Below are 21,616 nucleotides of genomic sequence, written 5' to 3' on the forward strand. Positions count from 1 at the left end.
CTACAAAAGCATCAGCGCGCCAGCGCTTTGAGCTTGCGCTCCACGAAGGCCTGCAACTCCGCCGCCAGCGTTCCACTGCTCCGCGCCTTCGTGTACGCCTCCGCCGCCTCCACGTTACGCTTCTCCGCCTGCAGAGAAATCCCCAGTCCCATCCACCACACGCCGTTTTGCGGCGCGGTGCGCAGCGCCGCCTGGTAATGCTCGGCCGCTTCGCGGTGCCGCCCTTCGCGCTGCAGCGCGCCAGCCAGGAAGGCATGGTATTCGCCATTGCCCGCCGCATAAGGCAGGGTGCGCAGCAGGGTGTCGATCGCCGGGCCGCCGCGCTCGATCTGCAGGCGTGCCAGCAGCATCGCCAACGACGGCTGGCGCGGATCGAGCGCCAGCGCGGCCTGCAGCTGGCGCGCCGCTTCGTCCGGGCGCCTGGCTTCCACCAGCAGGCTGACCAGGGTCTGGCGCGAGGCTTCGTGGCGCGGGTCGGCGCGCAATGCAGCCTGCAAGTGCCCGATCGCTTCGCTTACCCTGCCCTCTTCCAGGCTGGCCAGCGCGCGGCGGTAGCCATTCTCGGCACGCTGCGCCGTGGTCTCGACGCGCCCGCCGGCCGCCTTGACCGGTGCGGCCGGCTTCACAGCAGCCTTGTCCGGCGCCCCGGCCTTCGCAGGCGCCTTTGCCTCCACCGGCTCGCGCCTCAAGGCTTCTGTTTTCACCGGCCTGGGCTCGGCCTTTACCGTTTTCTTCGGCTCCGGCGGAGGCGCTTCCACGACCGGCTCCGGTTCGCCAGGCGCCGGGTCCGGCGCCTTCGCCACCACTGGTTCGGCTACCGGCGCAGGCAGCACCGGCGCAGGCGCAGGCCCGGCAACGGGACCCACCACCGGGGCTAGCGCCGCCTTCACCGGCGCTTGAACAACCGCCCCTTGCTGCAGCCGCCACGCCATATACCCCGACGCGCCCAGCCCCAGCACCAGGCCGCCGGCCAGCGCCATGCGCAGCCACGGGAAACCGCGCTCGGGCGCGAGCACGGTCTTGATCTCCGGCGACACCGCGGACGGCCCGGGGTGACCGCCGCGCGCGTCGAGGTCCTGCAGCATCCTGTTAATCAGGCTCATCGTACGAATGCCCATGCAATGCCGGCCGCGGCGCCGGCCAGCACGCCGCTGGCGGCCAGCCAGGGCCAGTAGCGGCGCTTGGCGCCGACGGTGTCGATCGCCGCCGTCATCACGTGGCCGGCGCCCACCTGCTGCTTGCCCTGCCCGTAGGCCAGCATCAGCGACTTGTGCGCCAGGATGTTCACCAGGCGCGGCACCCCGCGGCTGTAGGTGAACAGGCGGCGGATCGCGCTTGCCGAGAACAGGCGCGCGCCCGTGAAACCGGCCACGCGCAAGCGGTGCGCCACATAGTAATCCAGGTCGTCGCGCGAGAGCGGGCCGAGGTGGTAATGGAAGGTGATGCGCTGGGCCAGCTGGCGGATCTGGTCGAGTTCGAGCTTGCGGTTCAGTTCCGGCTGGCCGAACAGCACGATCTGCAGCAGCTTGCGCTTCTCGGTCTCGAGGTTCGTCAGCAGACGCAGCGCCTCCAGGCTCTCCACGGGAATCGCCTGCGCTTCATCGAGACACAGCACCACCTGCAGGCCATGCCCCGCCAGCTCCAGCAGGCGGCCATTGATCGCCTTGAGCAGCTGGTGCTGATCGACGTCGCGCTCCAGCGCGATCTCGAGTTCGTCGGCCAGCGCCAGCATCAGCGTGCGCGGCTCGAGGTAAGGGTTCGGGATGTAAGCGGTGACGAAACCGTCACCCAGCGTGGCCATGAACTTGCGGCACAGGAGGGTCTTGCCGGTGCCGACTTCGCCGGTGATCTTGATGAATCCTTCGCCGCTGCGCGCCGCGATCAGGAGCGTGTTGAGGGCTTCCTGCGAGCGCGGGCTGCCGAAGAAGAAGCTGGTGTCGGGTGTGATCCCGAATGGCGGCTCGCGCAGGCCGAAGTGTGCCGCGTACATTACTTGCTTCCCGGCTGGGCCGAACGGGTCACGCCCTGGCTGGACGGGTTCAGGCCGTCGATGCGGCGGCTGGTGTCGAGCAGGTCCTGGCTCCAGTCGTTGGCGCCTTCGACGATGGTCGGCTTGATCAGCACCACCAGTTCGCGCTTCTGGTTGACGCGCTTCTTGTTGCGGAACAGCGCGCCCAGCACCGGCACCCGGTCGGCGCCGGGTAGTTGGTCGGTGTCGCCGGTCGAGGCCTGGCGCATCAGGCCGCCGATGGCGACCACGCGGCCGTTCTGGCCGCGCACGATGCTGTCGAGCTCGCTGGTAGAGGATGCCGCCAGCGGCAGGTTGAGCGTGCCGCCGGTGCCGAGGTTGACGCCCTTGTTGACGGTCGTGACCTGGCTCACCGACGGGTGCACGTGCAGCAGGATGTTGCCCTTGTCGTCGATCTGCGGGGTCACGTCCAGCACCACGCCCGAGAAGAACGGCTGCAGCGTGATGCTCGGCGTGGTCGTGTTGCCCGACGCCGTGCTGTTGGTGGTGGTGGTCACGCCGGTGACGTAGAACTCGTCGGTGCCGATCTTGAGCACGGCCTTCTGGTTGTTCATCGCCGCCACGCGCGGGCTCGAGAGCACGTGCACGGTGCCCTGCGACTCCAGGAAGGAGATCAGCGCCGCGAAATTATTGGTCTGGAACGCGAAGCCGAACAGCGAGCCGGCCGCATTGGCCGCCTGCGACAGCGAGAAGCCGGTGCTGGCCGCCAGTCCCGCGCCGTTGGTGATCAGCCCCGGCTGGCCGCCGTCGAAAGGCAGCGGGGCCAGGTTGGCGCCCGGCGAGATCATGCCGCCGGAGACACGGTTGGCGTGCCCGCCGCGGAACGAGGCGAAGGACGCCCAGTTGATGCCGCTCTGGAAGCTGTCGTTCAATTCCACTTCGAGGATCTTCGCTTCCAGGATCACCTGGCGGTCCACCGAGAGCTGGGTCGCCTTCAGGTACATGTCGACGCTGCGCAGTTCGTCGGGCATGGCGCGGATCACCAGCACGCCCGACTGCGGGCTGATCACCACGCTGCGCCCGCCCTCCTTCGAGCCGACGATGGCCTCGACCGCCGCCTTCAGGTCGGCCCAGAAATCGTTCACCGAGGTCGTGTTGACGTCGGTGCTCTCCATCAGCACGCCGCTGCTGCCGTTCGGGTTGCCGTTGTTGCCATTGTTATTGCCCTGGTTGCCCTGGTTGCCCTGGTTGTTGCCCCCGTTGCCACCGCCACCGCTGTTGCTGGTGCCGGCGCTCGCCACCGAGGTCGAGGTCACGCGCAGGTTCGAGCTGCCACGCCGCTGCGCCACCAGGTAGTTCACGTGAAACATGCGGGTCTGCATGGTGAGCGGGCGGATGGTGATGCGGGTGCCGTCGATCTTGTAGTCGTAGCCGTACATCTCCTTGACCGCCTCGAGCGTCTCGACCAGCGTGACGTCCTTCAGGTTGGCGCTGATGCTGCCGCCCACGTCCGGATGCACCAGCATGTTGTAGCGGGTTCCGGCCACGATCGAGCGGAAGAACTGCTGCGCCTGCACGTTGTTGAACGAGACGTTGAAGCGCTCTTCCAGCGCCGGGCGCGCCTTGGGCAGGCTGCCCGCCAGCGCCGCGGCCGGCGGCAGCAGCGCATTGGCGACGGCGTCGTCCATCGCCGGTGCAGCACTCGGCTGGCTGTTGGCGCGCGCCATTTCGCGGCCGATCGCGTCATAGGTGTCCTGCTTCGGCGCGGACTGGCAACTGGCCAGCAGCAGCGCGCCGGCAAGGGCGCCGCAAGTCAAGGAGGTGCGCATAAGTGCTTCCCTCAATTGGCCAGCCTGGCGCCGGCGCCGGCGGGCGAGCCTGGTACCGGTGCGGCCGGATGCAGCTGCAGCACCTGGCGTTCGCGCCCGCGCACCAGCTCGACCTCGGTCTGGCTCATGCGGGCCACGCGCGCGCCCTTGAAGCTGTCGCCCAGGCGCACCGTCTCGCCGTCGATCACGGCGACGTGGCGGCCGCCCTGGCGTGGCGAAATCAGCACCGACTGCAGGCGCGGCAGGCCGTCGCCGGCAGCGTCCGCGCCTGCGCGCAGGCCCAGCATGGCCGGCGGCCGGGTCGGATCAAGCAGCTGGGCCCTGGCCTGCTGCGCCACGAAGGGGGAAGCCAGCACGAGTGCGGCGAGGGTCAGTGCGGTCGATGTCTTCACAGCTTCATCCAATTCCGGTCGAGACTCAGGGTATAGAGCGTGAGCGTGAGGCGGGAGGCCGGATATTCCTCCACGTCGAGCTGTGCTTTGCCCCAGAACAGCCGGGTCGGCATCGCTTCGAGTGCGCTCATGTAGTTGATCATGTCGAGATAATTGCCGCGTACCGTCACTTCGACGCCATGGCGGTACAGCAGATCGGCAGGCTTGGCGGCCGCAGCATCGGCGGACATGGGCGCGCCGGCAGCGGTGGCTGTCGTGGCCGTACCAGCCGGTGCGGCGCTCGCCGAAATCGTTTCGACGGGCAGCGTGCGCAGCGCCACCAGCTGCAGGCGGCCGTTGGCGCGCAGGATCGCGTCGACCAGCGGCGCCATGCGCTCCGGCGGCACCAGCCCGTCCTGCATCGCGAGCAGCGATTCGCCGAGGCGCGCGGTTTCCTGCTTCAGGTTGTCGAGGCGGCTGCGGGCCTGGGCATCGGGGTCGACCTGGTAGGCCTCGACCCTGGCGACGATCTCGGTATCGATGCCCATCATGTTGTTGCGCTGCTGGAGGATCTGTTCCAGCAAGGCTTCCTGGGTGCGGTAGATCGGCGAGAGCACCAGCTGGTAGCCCACAAAAGTGACCAGCACCACCGCCGCGCCAAAGACCAGCGCACGTTCGCGCAGGGTCAGCGCGTCGACGCGCGCGGCAAGCTGGACCAGGCGCTGTTTCATGGACGCGGGGCCTCCGTGCTGGCCGGCAGCGACTGCAGGCTGAATTCCACATACGGTGCCGGTGCCCTGGTCTGCTTGCCCTGCGCGTCCGTGGTCGTGAGCTGCTCGGCCTGCTTGATCTGCAGGCTGGCAAACGACTTGCCCTGCAACAGCGGCTCCTGGGTCAGGCGGCTGATATAGCCGGGCACGAGCGCCGGGTCGAGCGTGCGGCCCTGGATACCGATGTCCTGGCCGGCGATGGTCACGCTAGTGAGCCACAGGCTAGGGACGCTCTGGCGCGCGAAGGCCTGGAAATAGCCGGCGAAGCCGGCGGTCGAACCCAGTTCGCCGCGCTGGAGCACGCCGGAGACGTGGCGCAGGCCCGCCAATTGAGCATCGGCCTGCTGGATCTGGGCGTCGATCTCGGCGGTTTTTTTACGCGGCGCGAATTCTGCATTCACCGAGGCCAGGCGCGCCTGCTTGCGCGCCAGCTCGGTGGCGCCGGCGTCGGCCTCGGCCTGCATGCGCGTGGTCTGCGCGCGCAGCACCACGTTCAGGCCCGCGATACCGGCAACCAGCACCAGCAGCGCCGCGCCCATCATCGGCGCGCTCAGGATCTTCTTCTGCGGCAGGAAGGCCGGGTTGAACAGGTTGATCTGCTGGCTCATGCCGCGGCCTCGGTGCGCAGGGCCGCGCCCAGCGGCAGGAAGAAGCGGGCCTGCTGCGCCGGGTCGGCCAGCTCGGGGGTGCGGCTGAAATCGAAGACGCTGGCCAGGTCGAGCGTCTCGACCGGCATGTACATATTGCTCGACAGGTATTCGTCCAGGCCGGTCACGGGCGATGGCGCCAGCAGCAGCCTGGACACGCTGATGAAGGAGAACTGGCGCTCGAAGTTGTCGAGCGAGCGCTGGAGCTCGAGCGTGATGCGGTCGAAGCTCGCATGCTTGCGGTCGTGGTCCGGTTCGAGCAGCAGCTCCAAGGTCACGTCGAAGCGGCGCGACAGGTAGAGCTCGCCGCGGAAGGACACGGTCAGCAGCCCGCCGTCGGCGCCGAAGGACAACATGGCGACGCCGCGTCCTTCGGGTTCCAGCATGGCGGAGATATTGCGTTGTGCCATTTCCGGGATATCGATCACGGCCAGGTCGATCTTCGCGTCCAGGAACAGTTTCTGGCGCGGGGCGATCACGCTGTTGCGCGCGGCAATGGCAAAGATCGACTGCTGGGCGCGCGCGCCGCCGCCCTGGTCCACAGGGATGTCGAGCACGTCCACCGTGGCCTCGGCCACTGGGAAGTCGAGCATGTCCTTCAGGCGCCAGCGGATGGCCGTGCGCATTTCTTCCTTCGGCACATTGGGCGACTCAACGCTGAGGACCTGGTATTCGCCGCCGCCCAGCAGGGTCGCGCAGCAGCAGGCATCGGCCTGCCCTTCGCGGCCGGCTTTTTCCAGCACCGCGTCGGCCTGGCCAGGAAGGAAGTGCGCAAAGCGCACCAAGGGCTTGCCGTCGCCGCGCCGGACGCTGGCGGCGGCCACGCCGTCGCGCTGGACAGCGATGGCCAACCACCCTTCCTTCTTTTTGGCTTTTTTAAAGAAACGCATCAAGCGGCAACTGTCCTGTCGGCGAAGAAATGAATTGGTCCAACAAAGACTTGATTATATTCAAGACGGACCTCTATCGATCAAAAAAAGCGGTGCAACAACGGAAAACAAACGGGTTTTTCGCTCTTGTGAGGGCTTTTCGTCCCGATACATGCCTTGGGAGAAACCTGGCGGCGGATAAGCGACATCGATTGTGAATTTGGCAATCCTGCCGCGCCATGTTCGGGCGCTTGGGAAGCGGGTTCGAAAGCGCTCAAACAGGCCTGCCCGGGCCGCCGCAATGAACTCGGGGCGGGAAATCAAGGGTTCAGCCGCAGCTGAAATTGCGCGTGCCTTCCAGTCTGCCTTCGGTAATCGACGGGCTGCGGTTGGCGGCGGCAGGCGGCTGGTAGCTGACGAAGCAGCGCATTTCGTTGGCGTCGCTCACGCCCTTCGGACGCACGATCAGCTCGTCCTTGAAGGTTTCGAATTCGTAGTCGTCGGCGCTCAAGCCCGCCAGTTCGGCGAATTTGCGTGCCTCGGCGTCGGTGCCGGCGGCCGGATAGCCGTTGGTCAGCGCGACCTGCACGCCTTCCATGGTCACCGTGGTGGCGCTGCGGTCGAGCAGGGCCTGGGCATGGGCCATGGCCGCGGCCGCGACGATGGCGCCCCGGGCGGCCTTCAGGCTCGCGGCCCTGGCGTCGCCGCCCATGCTGGCAAATCTAGGCAGCGCGGTGGCGGCCAGGATGCCGAGGATGACAATCACGACGACCACTTCGATCAACGTGAAACCACCCTGGGCGACAAGGGCGAAACGATTCTTCATCGGATCCTCATGTCATCCAGGGTGGCAGGTGGTCCAGCCAGGCTGGGCCGGGATTACTTGCAGTTCAGCGCAGTCAGGTCGGCGATCACCGGTGCAGCAGTAGCCGTTGCAGCGGTGTAGGTGAAGCCGCAGGTGCCGGCGGTGGCGGTGCCGCTCAGGACAACCTGCAGCGCGCCGTTGACGATGGTGGCGGTGTAGTCAGGCGAGCTCAGGCCGGCGGCGGTTGCCAGCACGACGTCGGCAGCCGCGTAACGGTTCGCGACAGGAACGCTGGTGCCTTCCAGGACAACGGCGGTATCGGCGTTGTTGATCAGCGCCTTGGCGTGCACCATGGCCGAGGTCGAAGCGACGGCGCCCTTGGCGGCCTTCATGCTGGCCAGGCGGGCGTCACCGCCCAGGTCGGCGAATTTCGGCAGCGCAGTCGCGGCCAGGATACCCAGGATGACGATGACGACGATCAGTTCGATCAGGGTGAAACCGCCTTGGTTGCTGGCCTTGAAATTATTGTTCATGAAGCGCTCTCCGTTAAAAGAATTGGTGCGGACGACCCGCGTTTTTTAGTGGTGATTGGATGCCACCCGGTCCCCTACTGACCTGAGCGCCAGCCCGAGAATCGCTACGTTCCGTCCATTCCTGCCGGCTGGAGCGAGCTCGCGCAACAATTCTACCTTGAACTTGAGCAATTTTGATGTCCTTGGAGTAAAAGTGTCGTTACTTTGCAAAAAGTTGATCGTCTTATCAAAGCGGTCGAAATACCAGTACCCCGGCTTGATGGTGCCGGCGCGCGGCCGGTAGTACTCGCCCTGGTAATTCCGGGGCGGATGGGCCAGCCAGGTCACCGGGTTTTCCAGGGCCAGCGCCTCCAGGGCTTCGGGCCCGGCGCCGGACATGCGCGCCACCCGCACCGCCATCGCCGTGCGCGCCGCCGACACGACCTGCATCGCGGCTGCGCGTTCGAGCAGCGCGTGGTATTCGAGCACCCGGGCCAGCACCCAGCCCGCGAGCAGCAGCGACAGCGCGGCCAGGACCATGCATTCGAGGCGGCTCAAGCCGCGCCTGAACCCTGCTCCTCGTGGCGTGGCCGGTGCGCGCTTCATTTCGGATGCAGTGCAGCCTTGCCCAGGTCCCAGATCGGCAGGAAGATGCCCAGCGCCAGCACCAGCACCATCACGCCCAGGAAGGTGATCAGGATCGGCTCGATCTGGCTCGACAGCGTCTTGAGTTCGTAATCGACCTCGCGCTCGTACATCAGCGCGATCTCGTCCATCAGGTCGTCGAGCGAACCGGACTCCTCGCCCACCGCGATCATCTGCAGCACGACCGGGGTGAACACGGCGGCGGCGGTCGCCGTGCGCAGGATGCTTTCGCCGCGCTCGACGCCGTCGCGCATCTGCTCGATGCGCGAACTGAGGTAGGCGTTGTCCGAGGTCTGCGACACCACGGTGAGTGCCTGCACGATCGGCACGCCGCTGCGCATCGACAGCGCGAAGCTGCGGGCAAAACGCGCCATCGTGGCCTTGTGGATGATCTTGCCCGCGATCGGCAGGCGCAGCTTGTAGCTGTCCCAGGCCAGCCGGCCCTTGACGCTGCGGCTCCAGCGGATGAAGCCCGCCACCGCGCAGGCAGCCAGGCCGGCCATCAGCGGCCAGTAGCGCACCGTGAAATCCGAGGTGCCGATCAGGATCCGGGTCATCAGGGGCAGCTCGGCGCCGAACTGCTTGAACACCGAGGTGAAGCTCGGGATCACGAACACGTTCACGATGATCATCGCGATGATCATGGCGATGACCACGAAGCTCGGATAGCGCAGCGCGGTCTTCACGCGCTCGCGCATGTCACGGTCGAATTCCAGGTGGTCGAACAGGCGCAGGAAGACGTCTTCCAGGCGGCCGGTCATCTCGCCCACCCGCACCATCGACAGGTAGAAGCTGTTGAATACGTTCGGGTGGCGCGCCATCGACGAGGACAGTTCGCGGCCCGAATCGAGCGATTCGCGCAAGTCCTTGATAACCCGCCCGAACGACTTGTTGATGGCCGACTCCTGCAGGCCCGCCAGGCCGCGCATGATCGGCACACCGGATTTGAGCAGGGTATAAATCTGGCGGCTGAACAGCTGCACGTCCATCGACGTGACCTTCTTCTCGGTCAGGCGCGCCCACAAGCCGTCGCCGCCATCCCTGGAGGCCGGCCCCTTGCGGCTGGGGTTGATCTCGATCGGCGTGGCGCCGCTGCCGAACAGCTGGTCGGCGACCGCCCCGCTGTCGGCGCCTTCCAGCACCCCTTGCAGGAGTTCGCCGCGCGCGTTGCGGGCCTTGTAGGCGAAGAAGGCCATCAGTCGTCGAGCTGGTTACTGATGCGCATCGCTTCGGCAATCGTGGTGCGGCCCTGCACGGCCAGCTGCACGCCATGGCGGCGCAAGGTCTCGCCTTCCATCGCCGCATGCGCGACCTTCAGGAAGTGGGCCGGGTCCGGGTGGTTGGCGGCGTCGGTGACGGCGCGCGTCATCTCGAGCAGCTCGTACACGCCGGTACGGCCGCGGAAACCCGTGCCGTTGCAATGCGAGCAGCCCTTCCCATGGAAGAACTGGGTGGTGGCGGCATGCTGGCCCAGCTCGGGCTGCAGCCAGGTGATCTCGCCGGGCGTCGGCTGGCATGGCGTGGAGCAGCTTTCGCAGATCACGCGCACCAGGCGCTGGGCCAGCACGGCCTGGAGCGAACCGCCCACCATGTAGCGCGGCACGCCCATGTCCATCAGGCGCAGCGGGGTGCTGGCGGCATCGTTGGTGTGCAGGGTGGACAGCACCAGGTGGCCGGTCATGGCGGCGCGCAGGCCGATCTGGGCGGTTTCCTGGTCGCGCATCTCGCCCACCAGCACGATGTCCGGATCCTGGCGCAGCGCCGAGCGCAGCACGCGCGCAAAGGACAGTTCGATCTTGTCGTTGACCTGCACCTGGTTGATGCCGGCGAGGCGGTATTCGACCGGGTCTTCGACCGTGATCAGCTTCTTCTCGACCGAGTTCAGTTCGGACAGCGCACTATAAAGAGTAGTGGTCTTGCCGCTACCCGTTGGGCCGGTAACCAGCACCAGGCCATTGGGGCGCTGCACCAGCGCGCGGAAGCGTTCGACGATCCGCGGCGGCATGCCGATCGCGTCCAGGCGCAGCGTGGTGCCGCCCTGGTTCAGCAGGCGCATGACCACCGATTCGCCGTACTGGGTCGGCATGGTCGAGATACGCACGTCGATGCGCTGGTTGCGCACCTTGACCGCGAAACGCCCGTCCTGCGGCAGGCGCTTTTCCGAGATATCCAGGTCCGCCATCAGCTTCAGGCGCAGGGCCAAGGGCGTTGCGACCTTGATGTCGGCTTCGGTCTGCAGGTGCAGCACGCCGTCGATGCGGAAGCGAATCTGCAGGCGGCCATCCTGCGGCTCGATGTGGATGTCGGAAGCGCGCACCTGGGCGGCATCGTCGAACACCGACTGCAGCAGCTTGACGATGGGCGCCTCTTCCAGGCCCGGATTGGCGGCCAGCGCGCCGAAGTCGATCGAGGTATCGCCCAGGTCGGCCTCGACCTCGCGCGCGAAGTCGGTGATCTCGCCGGTGCGGCGGTAGATGCGGTCGATCGCGGCCAGCACTTCGGTCTCGTTGACCACTGCCAGCTCGACGCCTTTTTTCAGCAGGCGCGCGATCTCGTCATAGGCAAACAGGTCGGTCGGGTCGGACACGCCCACCAGCATGGTCTCGCGGCGGTCTTCCAGCACCAGCGCGCGGAAGCGCCGCGCGGCCGTCTCCGGCAGCAGGCGCACCAGTTCGGCGTTGATGTTGTAGAACTTGAGGTGGATATAGGGGATGTTGAGCTGGCGTGCGAGCGCGCCGGAGATCTGCTCCTCGGTCACGAAACCGCTTTCGACGAACACCCGGCCCAGCTTGCGCCCGGTGCGCTTCTGGTCCGCCAGCGCCTGCAACAGCTGTTCTTCGGACAGCAGCTTTTGCTGGATCAGCACTTCGCCCAGGCGAATTTTTTCCGGCCTTGCCATGTACATCCCTTTTTTTATATCTTGCAACGAACATTTTATGCCAGAACGAGAATAAATTGACTGTTGGAATTACCGGCCAGCATGCAAAGTGTCGCCGTTTTGCCTCGCCAAATTGGCATGGCGTGTAAGATCGCTGGACAAGCTGACAAGGACGGCAGGCTTTCCGGACTGCCGCCGGCATTGACGGAGACCCCATGAACCCATCCAGCGAACGCGCCCAGCGCCGCCGCATCTACCTGATGCGCCACGGCAGCGTGACCTATTTCGACGACAGCGGCAAACCCTTCCTGCCTGAATCCGTGGCGCTCAACGAAACCGGCCAGGCCCAGGCCGACGCCGCCGGCCAGGCTTTTTTCGACGCCGGCGTGCGTTTCGACCGCGTGATCACCTCGAACCTGCCGCGCACGGTGGAGACGGCGCGGCGGGTGCTGGCCGCTTTGGCCCAGGACATCGAGCCGGAGGTGTGGCCCGAATTGCACGAAATCCGCGGCGGGCGCCTGTCAACCATTCCCACCGACGAACTGCGGCGCGCATTTACCGGGGCGTTCGAAGGCGTGGTGCAACAGGACCAGCGCTTCCTCGGCGGCGAGTCGGTCGGCGAGATGATGGACCGGGTGCACCCGGCGGTCGACCGCCTGCGCGCCAGAGGCGACTGGGACACCGTCTTGCTGGTCCTGCACGGCGGCGTGAACTGCGCGATCCTGTCGCTGGCCCTCACCGGGCAGCGGATGTTCCTGGGCGGCCTGTCCCAGGCGGCCGGCTGCATCAATGCGCTCGACGTCGGCGAGGACGCGCGCGACTGGGTGGTGCGCTTCGTGAACTATGTGCCCCCTGGCCCGCTGCAGCCGGGCGCCCGCACCACCACGATGGAGCAATTGTTCGAGCAATACCGCAAGGGCCGCTAAGCCGTCATTCTAAATAGCACGCCCGTACACATTTCTGACCGGCCGGGCTAGAATGAAGAACACACACACAACAACGGAGACGCGATGTTCGAGGAAATGATGGGCACAAAGCCAGTGTCCGAACGCCAGAAATTCGATGTCGATGCGCTCGACTTTTTCTTGCGCGCCCAGGTCGAAGGCTATCCTGGCGGGCCGGGTGCCACGCTCGCGGTCGAGCAGTTCAAGGGCGGCCAGTCGAATCCCACTTTCAAACTCAGTGCGGGCAGCGGTGAGGGACAGCGGCAGTATGTGCTGCGCACCAAGCCGGGGCCTGCCGCCAAGCTGCTGCCCTCGGCGCACGCCATCGACCGCGAGTTCCGCGTGATGCGGGCGCTGCATGGTGCGGGCTTTCCGGTGCCGCGCCAGCTGGCCCTGTGCCTGGACGAATCCATCATCGGCCGCGCCTTCTTCGTCATGGAATTCGTCGAGGGCCGGGTGCTGTGGGACCAGTCGCTGCCCGGGATGAGTCCAGGCGAGCGCGCCGCCATCTACGACGAGCAGAACCGCGTGATCGCCCTGCTCCATACGACCGACTACGCCGCCATCGGCCTGGGCGACTACGGCAAGCCGGGCAACTATTTCGCGCGCCAGATCGAGCGCTGGACGAAGCAGTACCAGGCCTCGCGCACCGAAACCATCGAGGCGATGGACCGTTTGATCGAGTGGCTGCCGCACAACATCCCGGCTGGCGAAGACACCAGCATCGTGCATGGCGACTACCGGCTGGACAACCTGATCTTCCATCCGACGGAGCCGCGCATCATCGGTGTGCTCGACTGGGAACTGTCGACGCTTGGCCATCCGCTGGCGGATTTTTCCTATCACTGCATGAGCTGGCACATCCCGCCGGGCAAGTTCCGCGGCATTGGCGGCCTGGACCTGGCCGGGCTCGGCATCCCCTCGCTGGACGATTACGTGGCGCGCTATTGCGAGCGCACCGGCAAGACGATCCGCGCGGAAGACTTCGACTTCTACCTGGCCTACAACATGTTCCGCCTGGCCGGCATCATGCAGGGCATCATGAAGCGCTATGTGGACGGCACCGCCTCCAGCGCCCAGGCCCTGGAGAACGGCAAGGCGGCGCGGCCGATGGCCGAGATCGCCTGGCAGTTCGCCACCCGCAGCCGCGCCTGATGGCCCCCGGCTGATGCAGCCGGGCGAGACGCTTCGACCGAATCGACGACAAGGAAAAACACATGGATTTTGCCTATTCCAACCGCTGCCAGGAACTGCAGGCGCGCCTGCTCGCCTTCATGGACGAACACATCTACCCCAACGAGCGCGCCTTTCTTGATGAAATCGCGGCCAATGCACGTGACAAGGGCACGCGCTGGCTGCCGCTCGACCTGATCGAGCGGCTCAAGCCGCTGGCGCGCGACGCCGGCCTGTGGAATATGTTCCTGCCAACATCAAGCCGCGTGCCGGAGGGCCTGTCGAACCTCGACTACGCCCCGTTGTGCGAGATCATGGGCCGGGTGCCCTGGGCACCGGAAGTGTTCAATTGCTCGGCGCCCGACACCGGCAACATGGAAACGCTGGAGCGCTACGCCTCCGAGGACATCAAGACGCGCTGGCTGGAGCCGCTCCTGCGCGGCGAGATCCGCTCGGCCTTTGCCATGACCGAGCCGGACGTCGCCTCCTCGGATGCGACCAATATCGCCACCCGCATCGAGCGTGACGGGAACGACTACGTCATCAATGGCCACAAGTGGTGGATCTCGGGTGCGGGCGACCCGCGCTGCAAGCTCTTCATCGTGATGGGCAAGACCGACCCGCATGCGGCCCGCCACCAGCAGCAGTCGATGATCGTGGTCCCGGCCGACACGCCCGGCATCACCATCGTGCGCCCGCTGCCGGTGTTCGGCTACGACGACGCCCCGCACGGCCACTGCGAGATCCTGTTCGAGAACGTGGTGGTACCCGCCGCCAACATGCTGCTGGGCGAAGGGCGCGGCTTCGAGATCGCCCAGGGGCGCCTGGGCCCGGGGCGCATCCACCATTGCATGCGCGCCATTGGCGTGGCCGAGCGCGCCTTGGAACTGATGTGCAAACGGCTCGAGTCGCGCGTGGCCTTCGGGCGCAGGATTTCCGAACAGGGTGTCTGGCGCGAGCGCATTGCCGAGTCGCGCATCCGGATCGACACCGCGCGCCTGTTGACGCTGAAAGCCGCCTACATGATGGACACGGTGGGCAACAAGCAGGCGGCAGCCGAGATCGCGATGATCAAGGTGCTGGCGCCCACCGTCGCCCAGGACGTGCTGGACTGGGCGATCCAGGCCCACGGCGCGGCCGGCGTGTCGGACGACTTCCCGCTGGCCTACCAGTGGGCCGGGAACCGCACCCTGCGCCTGGCAGACGGCCCGGACGAAGTGCACCGCAATGCCGTGGCCAAGCTGGAGCTGGCGAAGTACGCGGCGCCGAAGGGCTAGCCCAGGGCCCTGCCGCGGCCACCCCGCCCACCCTCGGGCGACCCACGCACCGCCGCGGGTCGCTCCCCTGCCCTAGCCCGCGTTCTGGGCCACCTCGATCGAGTCGATGATCCCGCCGAGGGTCCCCCATTCGCTCCAGCCATTGTTCGGCGCCGTCTGCCAGCGGTGCCACAAGGCCTGGTCGGAACCGCGCGCGAACAATTCCATGCGGCCGTCGGCATTGTTGTTGACGAACAGCCGGTCGACCCAGCCGCCAAGCGAATTCCAGCCGCTCCAGCCGTTGTTGGGCGCGGTCTGCCAGCGGTGCCACACGGCCTTGTCGGAACCGCGCGCGAACACCTCGATGCGGCCGTCCAGGTTGCTGCCGACCGCGATCTGGTCGATCCAGCCGCCCAGCGAATTCCAGCTGCTCCAGCCATTGTTCGGCGCGGTCTGCCAGATGTGCCAGAGCGCGGCGTCGGAGCCGCGGGCGAACACTTCGATGCGCCCGTCCTGGTTGCGCCCGACGTCGAGCATGTCGATCCAGCCGCCCAGCGAGGCCCAGCCGCTCCAGCCGTTGTTCGGCGCAGTCTGCCAGTTGTGCCACAGGGCGCCGTCGCCGCCGCGCGCGAAGACCTCGATGCGGCCGTCCTGGTTGCGGCCGATGGAGAGCCGGTCGATCCAGCCGCCCAGCGAAGCCCACTCGCTCCAGCCGTTGCTGGGCGCGGTTTGCCAGCGGTGCCACAGCGCGCCGTCCGGGCCGCGCGCGAACAGTTCCAGCCGGCCGTCCTGGTTCTGGCCGATTTCGATCAGGTCGACCCAGCCGCCCAGCGAATGCCAGTCGCTCCAGCCGTTGTTGGGCGCGGTCTGCCAGCGGTGCCAGACGGCCTTGTCGGAACCGCGGCCGAATACTTCGAGGCGGCCGTCTGCATTGCGCGCACTGCGGATGGTGTCGACCCAGCCGCCCAGCGAGGCCCAGCTGCTCCAGCCGTTATTGGGCGCGGTCTGCCACAGGTGCCAGACGGCCTTGTCGGTGCCGCGCGCGAAGACTTCCATGCGGCCCGTGACGCCCGTGCGCGCGGCCCGCACCGCCGCTTCGGCGTTGAGGAATTTGCCCACGGGCTTGCCGGCGGTGGTGGTCACCAAAGAGCCCGTGGAGTTGAGCAGGTCGCGCACCTGCGCGTGGCTCAGCGAAGGGTTCGTCGACAGCATGAGCGCGGCCACCCCGGCCACCTTGGGCGTGGCGCCCGAAGTGCCGCCGAAGTGGTTGCTGTAGCTGGCGTCCGACGCGCTGTGGCAGGTCACGTCGTGGTCCGAGTCTCCGGGCGCGGCGACCACGATGTTGGCGCCGAAATTGCTGAACCAGGCGCGCGGGTTGGTGGCCGGGTCGTAAGCGGTGGCGCCCACCAGAATCGATCCGGTGGCCGGAATCGGGTTGCCGGCATCGTCCACGCCCGCGTCGCGGTCGCCATTGCCGGCGGCGACGCAGACCACCACGCCGGCCGCAATGGCCGTCTTGATCGCCGCATTCACCGAGGGCACCTGCTCGTAGTTGCCGAAGGCGCCGGTCTGCACCTCGAGGATGATGACCTTGCGCTTGCCGCCGCTGTCCGCGGTGCGGACCCAATCGATGCCGCGCGCCCAGGCATTGCCGCCCAACGACGAGCCGGGGCCGGAATCGGCCTGGATGCCCCACAGTTCGGACTCGAAGCCGAAGCCTGCCATGCCCTTGCCGTTGGCGGAGGCGCCGCTCAAGCCGAGCACGCCGGTGCCGTGATAGATCGAGCCGCCGGTGTTCACCGTGCCGGAACCGTCGAAGGCGTTATAGGTCTTGGCCAGATGCGGCGCCAGGTCTTCGTGGCCGGTCCTGTAGCCCCAGTCGACGTCGGCGATGACAACGTTAACGCCCGAGGACATGCTCCAGGCATGGTTGGCGCGGCAGCGGAAGATATACCACTGGTTTTCCAGGCCGGTATGCGGGTTGATGACGGCCTGGTCGCTGTTGCCGACCAGGGGTTCGGCCAGCGGCGTGGCCGGCGGAGCCACGCGCTCCTGGCGCAGCCGCTCCGGGAAGTCGCCCCCGGCGCCCTCGCGCGGCGCATCAATCGGGCCGACGGTGCGCGGCGGCGCCTGTTCCAGCACGTCAACCGGCGGCCGCGCGGTCGGCACCGGGACGGCGCGCGCCACCTGCGGCGAGCTGCACAGCTCGGCGGCAATCTCGGAGACGTTGGCGTCCGGCGGGAAATGCAGGGTGATGAAATCGGCCAGGTGCGGCACGTCGATGCCCTGCTGCTGCGCGGTGGCGCGCGCGCTGTCGCCTTCTTCGACCGTGCGGTTGAAGGTGGGCTCGGCGCTGACCAGGCGGTAGCGCTGCAGGATCTGGTTGACCGCATCCAGGCCCACGCTGTCCGGCGCCGAGCGCGCCTGCAGCAACACGGCGGTACTGGTGGCGTCCTGGGACAGGCTGGGCTGGAGGCCGTCGCGGAACTGGACCTCGACCACGCCCGGCTCGTACTGCGGCCCGCTTGGCCGGCCCGGCTGTACGAAGCGCGTGCTGTCGCCGCCGCCGCCGGCTCCGCCCCCGCCTGCGCCCCCGCTCATGCCCGCAGGACGCGGCATGCCCGCCCCGCCCGCCCCCTGCGCGCCCGGGCGCGGCATGGTATCGGCCGCTGCCGCGCCTCCTGCGCGGGAGGCGGCCTGGCCGGGACGCGGCATCGGGTCCCCGCTTGCCGCACCCATCGACGGCGTGGGCATGCCGCTGCCCATTGCCCCGCCCCCAGACATCCCGCCCGCCTGCATCTGTTGCTGCCTGCCTTGCTCGCTCATGGTTCACCCCTGTAGTTGGACCGCATGAAACTGCCAGGGCCAGGGGACAGGCAAGCCGTGCCAGTCCGATGGCCAGAGCGCAGCTTAGGAGCTCAGCCGGACCGATTCGTTTGCGTTTACGCAAACAAGCGCCACGATCGAAATGCGGGCGACGCGTCTGGACGAAGGGGATGGAGGGATGGCGCCGGCAGGCCCGCCAACGGCCTGCCGACATACTGCTGGCTTAGGTCGTGCCGGCGGCGGGACGGCGCCCGAACAGGCCCATGCCGTCGATGGTGCAGATTTCTTCGCCATGCTGGTTGGTCGCGATCCACTTTGACCAGACCACGCCGCGATCTCGCTTGGAGGCGGACGCTTTTACTCTTGTCGTCAGGTAGCGCACGTGCAGGGTGTCGCCGCCGCGCAGCGGCCGGCGCCAGCACACGCCATCCAGGCCGGGCGAACCCATGCTCGAGGCCGAGCACATCATGCCGTCAACCACCATCCGCATCATCAGGCTGCAGGTATGCCAGCCGCTGGCGATGACGCCGCCGAAGATGGATTCGCCGGCGGCGTCCGGGTCGACATGGAAAGGCTGCGGGTCGAACGCGCGCGCGAACGCGATGATTTCCTCTTCGCTCACGCTGCGCGCGCCGAGGTCGATCTCCTGGCCGACGTAGAAGTCCTCGAAGTAGCGCTGCGGCTGACCTGCGCTCACGCGGCCTCCTGGAAACCCGGCTGGGCGGTGAATCGCGCCAGGTGGTGGTCGCGGTCGCCCAGGCTCAAGTCGATGGTCGTCAGGCGCTTGAAGTAATGGGCCGCGGCCAGCTCGTCGGTCACGCCCATGCCGCCGTGCAGCTGCACCGCCTGCTGGCCGATGAAGCGCGCGGCCTCGCCGATCCGGTACTTGGCCGCCGACACCGCGCGCCGCCGCTCGCAGGGGTCGTCGCCGTCGAGCGTGACCGCCGCCAGCAGCGCCATCGAGCGCGCCTGTTCCAGATGGATATACATATCGGCCATGCGGTGCTGCAGGGCCTGGAACTTACCGATCGGAACGCCGAACTGCTGGCGCGTCTTGAGGTAGTCGAGCGCCGCGTCGAACAAGGCTTCCATCGCCCCAAGGGCTTCGAAGCACAGCAGGCCGGCGCCATAGTCGGCCGCGTGTTCCAGGATGTCCCAGCCACTCCCCGCCTGCCCGATGACGGCGTCAGACGGCAGCGTGACGCCCTCAAGACGCACGTCCGCCGCACGCAGGCCGTCCAGCGTGCGGTAAGCTAGGACCTGCACGCCGGGCGCGTCGATCGGCACCGCGAACAGTGTGATGCCCGCGTCCTCGCGCTGGCCGCCACTGCTGCGTGCAGCGACAATCAGCACCCCGGCCTCGGCCCCGTGGATGACCGCTTTCTTTTCGCCCGTCAGGCGCCAGCCATCGCCCGCCTGTTCGGCCCGGGTAAGGATGTCGCGCAGCTCGTGGCGCGACTGGCGCTCGCCCAGGGCGCAGGCAAGTTTGAGTTCGCCGCCCGCCACCGCCTCGAGCAGGGCCCCGTGCGCACCGCCCAGTGTCAGGAACTTTGCCCCCAGCACGGTGGCGAAATAGGGCTCGACCACCAGGCCGCGCCCAAGCTCGCGCATCACGACGAACATGTCGGTCGCGCCGCCGCTGAAGCCCCCATGCCGTTCCGGCACCGGCAGCGCCGTCATGCCCAATTCCACCAGCGTGGCCCAGGCTTCGTTCGAGGTGCCCTGCGCGGAACCGATGATGGCGCGACGCTGCTCGAAGCTGTAGTCGCGGCCGATCCAGCGTTTCAGCGCATCGGCGAACTGGACCTGTTCTTCCTTCAGATTGACATTCATCTGGCTCTCCTTACAGGCCCAGGATCATCTGGGCGATGATCCCGCGCTGGATTTCGTTCGAGCCCCCATAGATGGAGGTCTTGCGGTAGTTGAAGTAATACGGCGCGAGCGGAGCGGCATCGTCGTCGCCGGCGATACTGTGCTCACTCTCGCCTTCCAGATAGGCCGCGTCGAAAGGCAAGGCCATCGGGCCGGCCGCTTCCAGCATCAGTTCGGTCAGCATCTGCTGGATATCGGTGCCGCGCACCTTGAGCACCGAGGCTTCCGGCCCCGGCGCCTTGTTGGCCTGGGCCAGCACGCGCAGCACGGTCATTTCCAGGGCCATGAGCTCGATCTCGAGCGCACCCACCTTGGCTGCGAACAGGGGATCTGCCAGGAGCGGGCGGCCGTTCTTTTGTTCGCGCCGGGCCAGGCGCTTGAGGAAGGCCAGCTCGCGCTTGCTACGCCCGACCGCGGCGATGCCGGTGCGCTCGTGGCCGAGCAGGTATTTGGCATAGGTCCAGCCGCGGTTTTCATGGCCCACCAGGTTGGCGGCGGGCACGCGCACGTTGTCGAAGAAGACTTCGTTCACTTCGTGGTCTTCGTCGAGCATGATGATCGGGCGCACGGTGACGCCCGGCGCATGCATGTCGATCAGCAGGAAGGAGATGCCCTCCTGCTTGCGCACGGAACTGTCGGTGCGCACCAGGCAGAAGATCATGTCGGCGTGCTGGGCCAGCGTGGTCCAGGTCTTCTGGCCGTTGACCAGGTAATAGTCGCCCCCGGCGTCCGTATGGCGAACCGCGGTCGTCTTGAGCGAAGCGAGGTCGGATCCGGCGCCCGGCTCGGAATAGCCCTGGCACCACCAGTCGGCGCAGGACAGGATGCGCGGCAGGAAATAGTCTTTTTGTTGCTGGGAGCCGAAGGCCATGATCACCGGCGCCACCATGTCGATCCCGAAGGGCATGATGCGCGGCGTACCGGCACGTGCGCATTCTTCTTCGAAGATATGGCGCTGGATCGGCGTCCAGCCAGGGCCGCCGAACTCGGCCGGCCAGCCGGGCGCGGCCCAGCCCTGCTGCGCAAGGATCTTGTGCCAGCGGACGAAGTCGTCCTTGTTCAGGCGCAGGTGCTTGAGCACCTTGGCTTGCAGGTCTTCGGGAAGATGGGAATCGAGGAAGGCGCGGACCTGGTCGCGAAAGGCCAGGTCCTCGTCCGAGTAATGCAGGTCCATGTCGTCTCCTTGTTATTGGGCCGCCTGGAATAGCACGACCGTTCACAAGGATTGTACCGCAATAGGACACGGCGCCAAGTGGAAACACTGGCGCTCATGCAGGACGGGCAGAGCCGCCCTGCAGCAGATCAATTAGCGGGTGCGGCGGCGCGCTGCGCCAACGCCCAGCATACCTGCCAGCATCAGCGCCAGGCTTGCCGGTTCCGGCACGGCGACAGCGTCGGCGCCTGTACCTGCACCGTTGCCAGTGCCGATGCTAGGCGCCGTCACGCTGACCGAGCCGCCGGCCGATGCGGATGGAATGCCCAGGCCGGCAGAACCGGTCGAACCAGCCGAACCCGATGGGCCGCTGGCTGCACCGCCGCCGGCGGTGGCGCCGCGTGAGACAATCGCTTCCTGGACCACTGCGCCGTTAGCCGAGCCGACCAGCGAGACGCCGGTACCCATGGCGGCTGCCATGATGGCCATGTTCGAGCCCAGCAGATAGTCGCCCGCAATGCCGCGCTTGAAGAACATGGTGGTCTGGCCGTTGTCCTGGGCGATCGAGGCCGATGCCTTGCCGTCCAGGATGTCCGCCAGGGTGGCCGCCGACGACGAACCGGCCGAGTGGGCGACACCGCCGATGAGCTTCAGGCCGCCTTCGAGAACACCGGAACCGAGGACATCAACCCCGTTGCCGGCAGTCCAACCGGACAGGAAAGTCGGTGGCGCGGAAGTGCTCGACGAAATCGTATCAGCTTGGGCGGCACCTGCGCCGACCAGCAGCGCAGCAATAACGAGGTGACGAATTGTCATGGGATTAACTCCTAAGTTGAGATTCAATTATTGTTCTTACAACGTAGGATTATCCTAACACACATAGAAAAATTACAACAAGACCGATAGCTCAACCGTGCGCGGGGTATGAATGCGGGAATATGCCCCGTGTTTGCGTAGGAATCTTCTTACGGCTATGTCGGCTGATTAAGGTAGCGCGCCTGCTTTTCTTGCGGAAAATGCAATCTTCGTAGAATACGACGTGGAAACGAATGGCGCTGTCAGAATCCGGGGTGGAAAGTGAACTGATGAGATAACGT

General features: G+C 66.8%; 20 protein-coding genes. 3 read left to right on the forward strand and 17 right to left on the reverse strand.

The genetic code is table 11. The annotated features are described in order from the left end of the window. Positions 1-11: 11 nt before the first annotated feature. From AC56K1_RS19990 to AC56K1_RS20045, 12 genes are all read right to left on the reverse strand, one after another. Positions 12-1,103 carry a tetratricopeptide repeat protein gene (locus tag AC56K1_RS19990; protein ID WP_497159542.1) on the reverse strand — a complete coding sequence of 364 codons (1,092 nt, stop codon included), beginning with the start codon at positions 1,101-1,103 and terminating at the stop codon, positions 12-14. Continuing rightward, complete coding sequence (locus tag AC56K1_RS19995) at positions 1,100-1,990, reverse strand: ExeA family protein (protein ID WP_497159543.1); 891 nt, start codon at positions 1,988-1,990, stop codon at positions 1,100-1,102. The genes AC56K1_RS19990 and AC56K1_RS19995 overlap by 4 nt, the downstream gene beginning before the upstream one ends. Continuing rightward, a complete protein-coding gene (mshL, locus tag AC56K1_RS20000) occupies positions 1,990-3,798 on the reverse strand; it encodes a pilus (MSHA type) biogenesis protein MshL (protein ID WP_497159544.1) in 1,809 nt (602 codons plus the stop codon). Before mshL ends, AC56K1_RS19995 begins: the two co-directional genes overlap by 1 nt. 11 nt (positions 3,799-3,809) lie before the next feature. Then, positions 3,810-4,190, reverse strand: a complete 381-nt coding sequence (locus AC56K1_RS20005) for a hypothetical protein (RefSeq protein ID WP_497159545.1) — start codon at positions 4,188-4,190, stop codon at positions 3,810-3,812. Beyond that, positions 4,187-4,900, reverse strand: a complete 714-nt coding sequence (locus tag AC56K1_RS20010) for a type II secretion system protein M (RefSeq protein WP_497159546.1) — start codon at positions 4,898-4,900, stop codon at positions 4,187-4,189. Before AC56K1_RS20010 ends, AC56K1_RS20005 begins: the two co-directional genes overlap by 4 nt. Beyond that, the gene (locus AC56K1_RS20015) at positions 4,897-5,547 is read right to left on the reverse strand and encodes a PilN domain-containing protein (protein ID WP_497159547.1); all 651 of its coding nucleotides are present in this window, start codon (positions 5,545-5,547) and stop codon (positions 4,897-4,899) included. Before AC56K1_RS20015 ends, AC56K1_RS20010 begins: the two co-directional genes overlap by 4 nt. Continuing rightward, positions 5,544-6,476: an agglutinin biogenesis protein MshI gene (locus AC56K1_RS20020; RefSeq protein ID WP_497159548.1), complete on the reverse strand. Its 933-nt coding sequence runs from the start codon at positions 6,474-6,476 to the stop codon at positions 5,544-5,546. The genes AC56K1_RS20015 and AC56K1_RS20020 overlap by 4 nt, the downstream gene beginning before the upstream one ends. 307 nt (positions 6,477-6,783) lie before the next feature. Then, on the reverse strand, positions 6,784-7,281 hold the full coding sequence (locus tag AC56K1_RS20025; RefSeq protein WP_497159549.1) for a prepilin-type N-terminal cleavage/methylation domain-containing protein: 498 nt from the start codon (positions 7,279-7,281) through the stop codon (positions 6,784-6,786). A gap of 53 nt (positions 7,282-7,334) precedes the next feature. Then, positions 7,335-7,793: a prepilin-type N-terminal cleavage/methylation domain-containing protein gene (locus tag AC56K1_RS20030; protein WP_497159550.1), complete on the reverse strand. Its 459-nt coding sequence runs from the start codon at positions 7,791-7,793 to the stop codon at positions 7,335-7,337. A 45-nt stretch (positions 7,794-7,838) separates the two neighbouring features. Next, a complete protein-coding gene (locus AC56K1_RS20035) occupies positions 7,839-8,330 on the reverse strand; it encodes a hypothetical protein (protein WP_497159551.1) in 492 nt (163 codons plus the stop codon). A gap of 44 nt (positions 8,331-8,374) precedes the next feature. After that, on the reverse strand, positions 8,375-9,613 hold the full coding sequence (locus AC56K1_RS20040; protein WP_497159552.1) for a type II secretion system F family protein: 1,239 nt from the start codon (positions 9,611-9,613) through the stop codon (positions 8,375-8,377). After that, complete coding sequence (locus AC56K1_RS20045) at positions 9,613-11,316, reverse strand: GspE/PulE family protein (RefSeq protein WP_497159553.1); 1,704 nt, start codon at positions 11,314-11,316, stop codon at positions 9,613-9,615. Before AC56K1_RS20045 ends, AC56K1_RS20040 begins: the two co-directional genes overlap by 1 nt. Positions 11,317-11,510: 194 nt before the next feature. On the opposite strand from AC56K1_RS20045, the gene AC56K1_RS20050 reads away from it, so the two are divergent. From AC56K1_RS20050 to AC56K1_RS20060, 3 genes are all read left to right on the forward strand, one after another. Continuing rightward, positions 11,511-12,221, forward strand: coding sequence for a histidine phosphatase family protein (locus AC56K1_RS20050; protein WP_497159554.1), 711 nt, complete (start codon positions 11,511-11,513; stop codon positions 12,219-12,221). Positions 12,222-12,305: 84 nt separating this feature from the next. After that, positions 12,306-13,394, forward strand: coding sequence for a phosphotransferase (locus AC56K1_RS20055; protein WP_497159555.1), 1,089 nt, complete (start codon positions 12,306-12,308; stop codon positions 13,392-13,394). A gap of 62 nt (positions 13,395-13,456) precedes the next feature. After that, the gene (locus AC56K1_RS20060) at positions 13,457-14,689 is read left to right on the forward strand and encodes an acyl-CoA dehydrogenase family protein (protein WP_497159556.1); all 1,233 of its coding nucleotides are present in this window, start codon (positions 13,457-13,459) and stop codon (positions 14,687-14,689) included. 72 nt (positions 14,690-14,761) lie between these two features. On the opposite strand, the gene AC56K1_RS20065 is transcribed toward AC56K1_RS20060, so the two are convergent. From AC56K1_RS20065 to AC56K1_RS20085, 5 genes are all read right to left on the reverse strand, one after another. Continuing rightward, positions 14,762-17,494 carry a DUF8189 domain-containing protein gene (locus AC56K1_RS20065; RefSeq protein WP_497159557.1) on the reverse strand — a complete coding sequence of 911 codons (2,733 nt, stop codon included), beginning with the start codon at positions 17,492-17,494 and terminating at the stop codon, positions 14,762-14,764. A gap of 223 nt (positions 17,495-17,717) precedes the next feature. Beyond that, positions 17,718-18,191, reverse strand: a complete 474-nt coding sequence (locus AC56K1_RS20070) for a MaoC family dehydratase (protein WP_497159558.1) — start codon at positions 18,189-18,191, stop codon at positions 17,718-17,720. After that, positions 18,188-19,327, reverse strand: coding sequence for an acyl-CoA dehydrogenase family protein (locus AC56K1_RS20075; protein ID WP_497159559.1), 1,140 nt, complete (start codon positions 19,325-19,327; stop codon positions 18,188-18,190). Before AC56K1_RS20075 ends, AC56K1_RS20070 begins: the two co-directional genes overlap by 4 nt. A 10-nt stretch (positions 19,328-19,337) precedes the next feature. Then, positions 19,338-20,540, reverse strand: coding sequence for an acyl-CoA dehydrogenase family protein (locus AC56K1_RS20080; protein ID WP_497159560.1), 1,203 nt, complete (start codon positions 20,538-20,540; stop codon positions 19,338-19,340). Positions 20,541-20,672: 132 nt separating this feature from the next. Further along, positions 20,673-21,335, reverse strand: coding sequence for a PEP-CTERM sorting domain-containing protein (locus AC56K1_RS20085; RefSeq protein ID WP_497159561.1), 663 nt, complete (start codon positions 21,333-21,335; stop codon positions 20,673-20,675). Positions 21,336-21,616: the final 281 nt, after the last annotated feature.

Source organism: Telluria sp. ZB4P37, assembly GCF_059685855.1.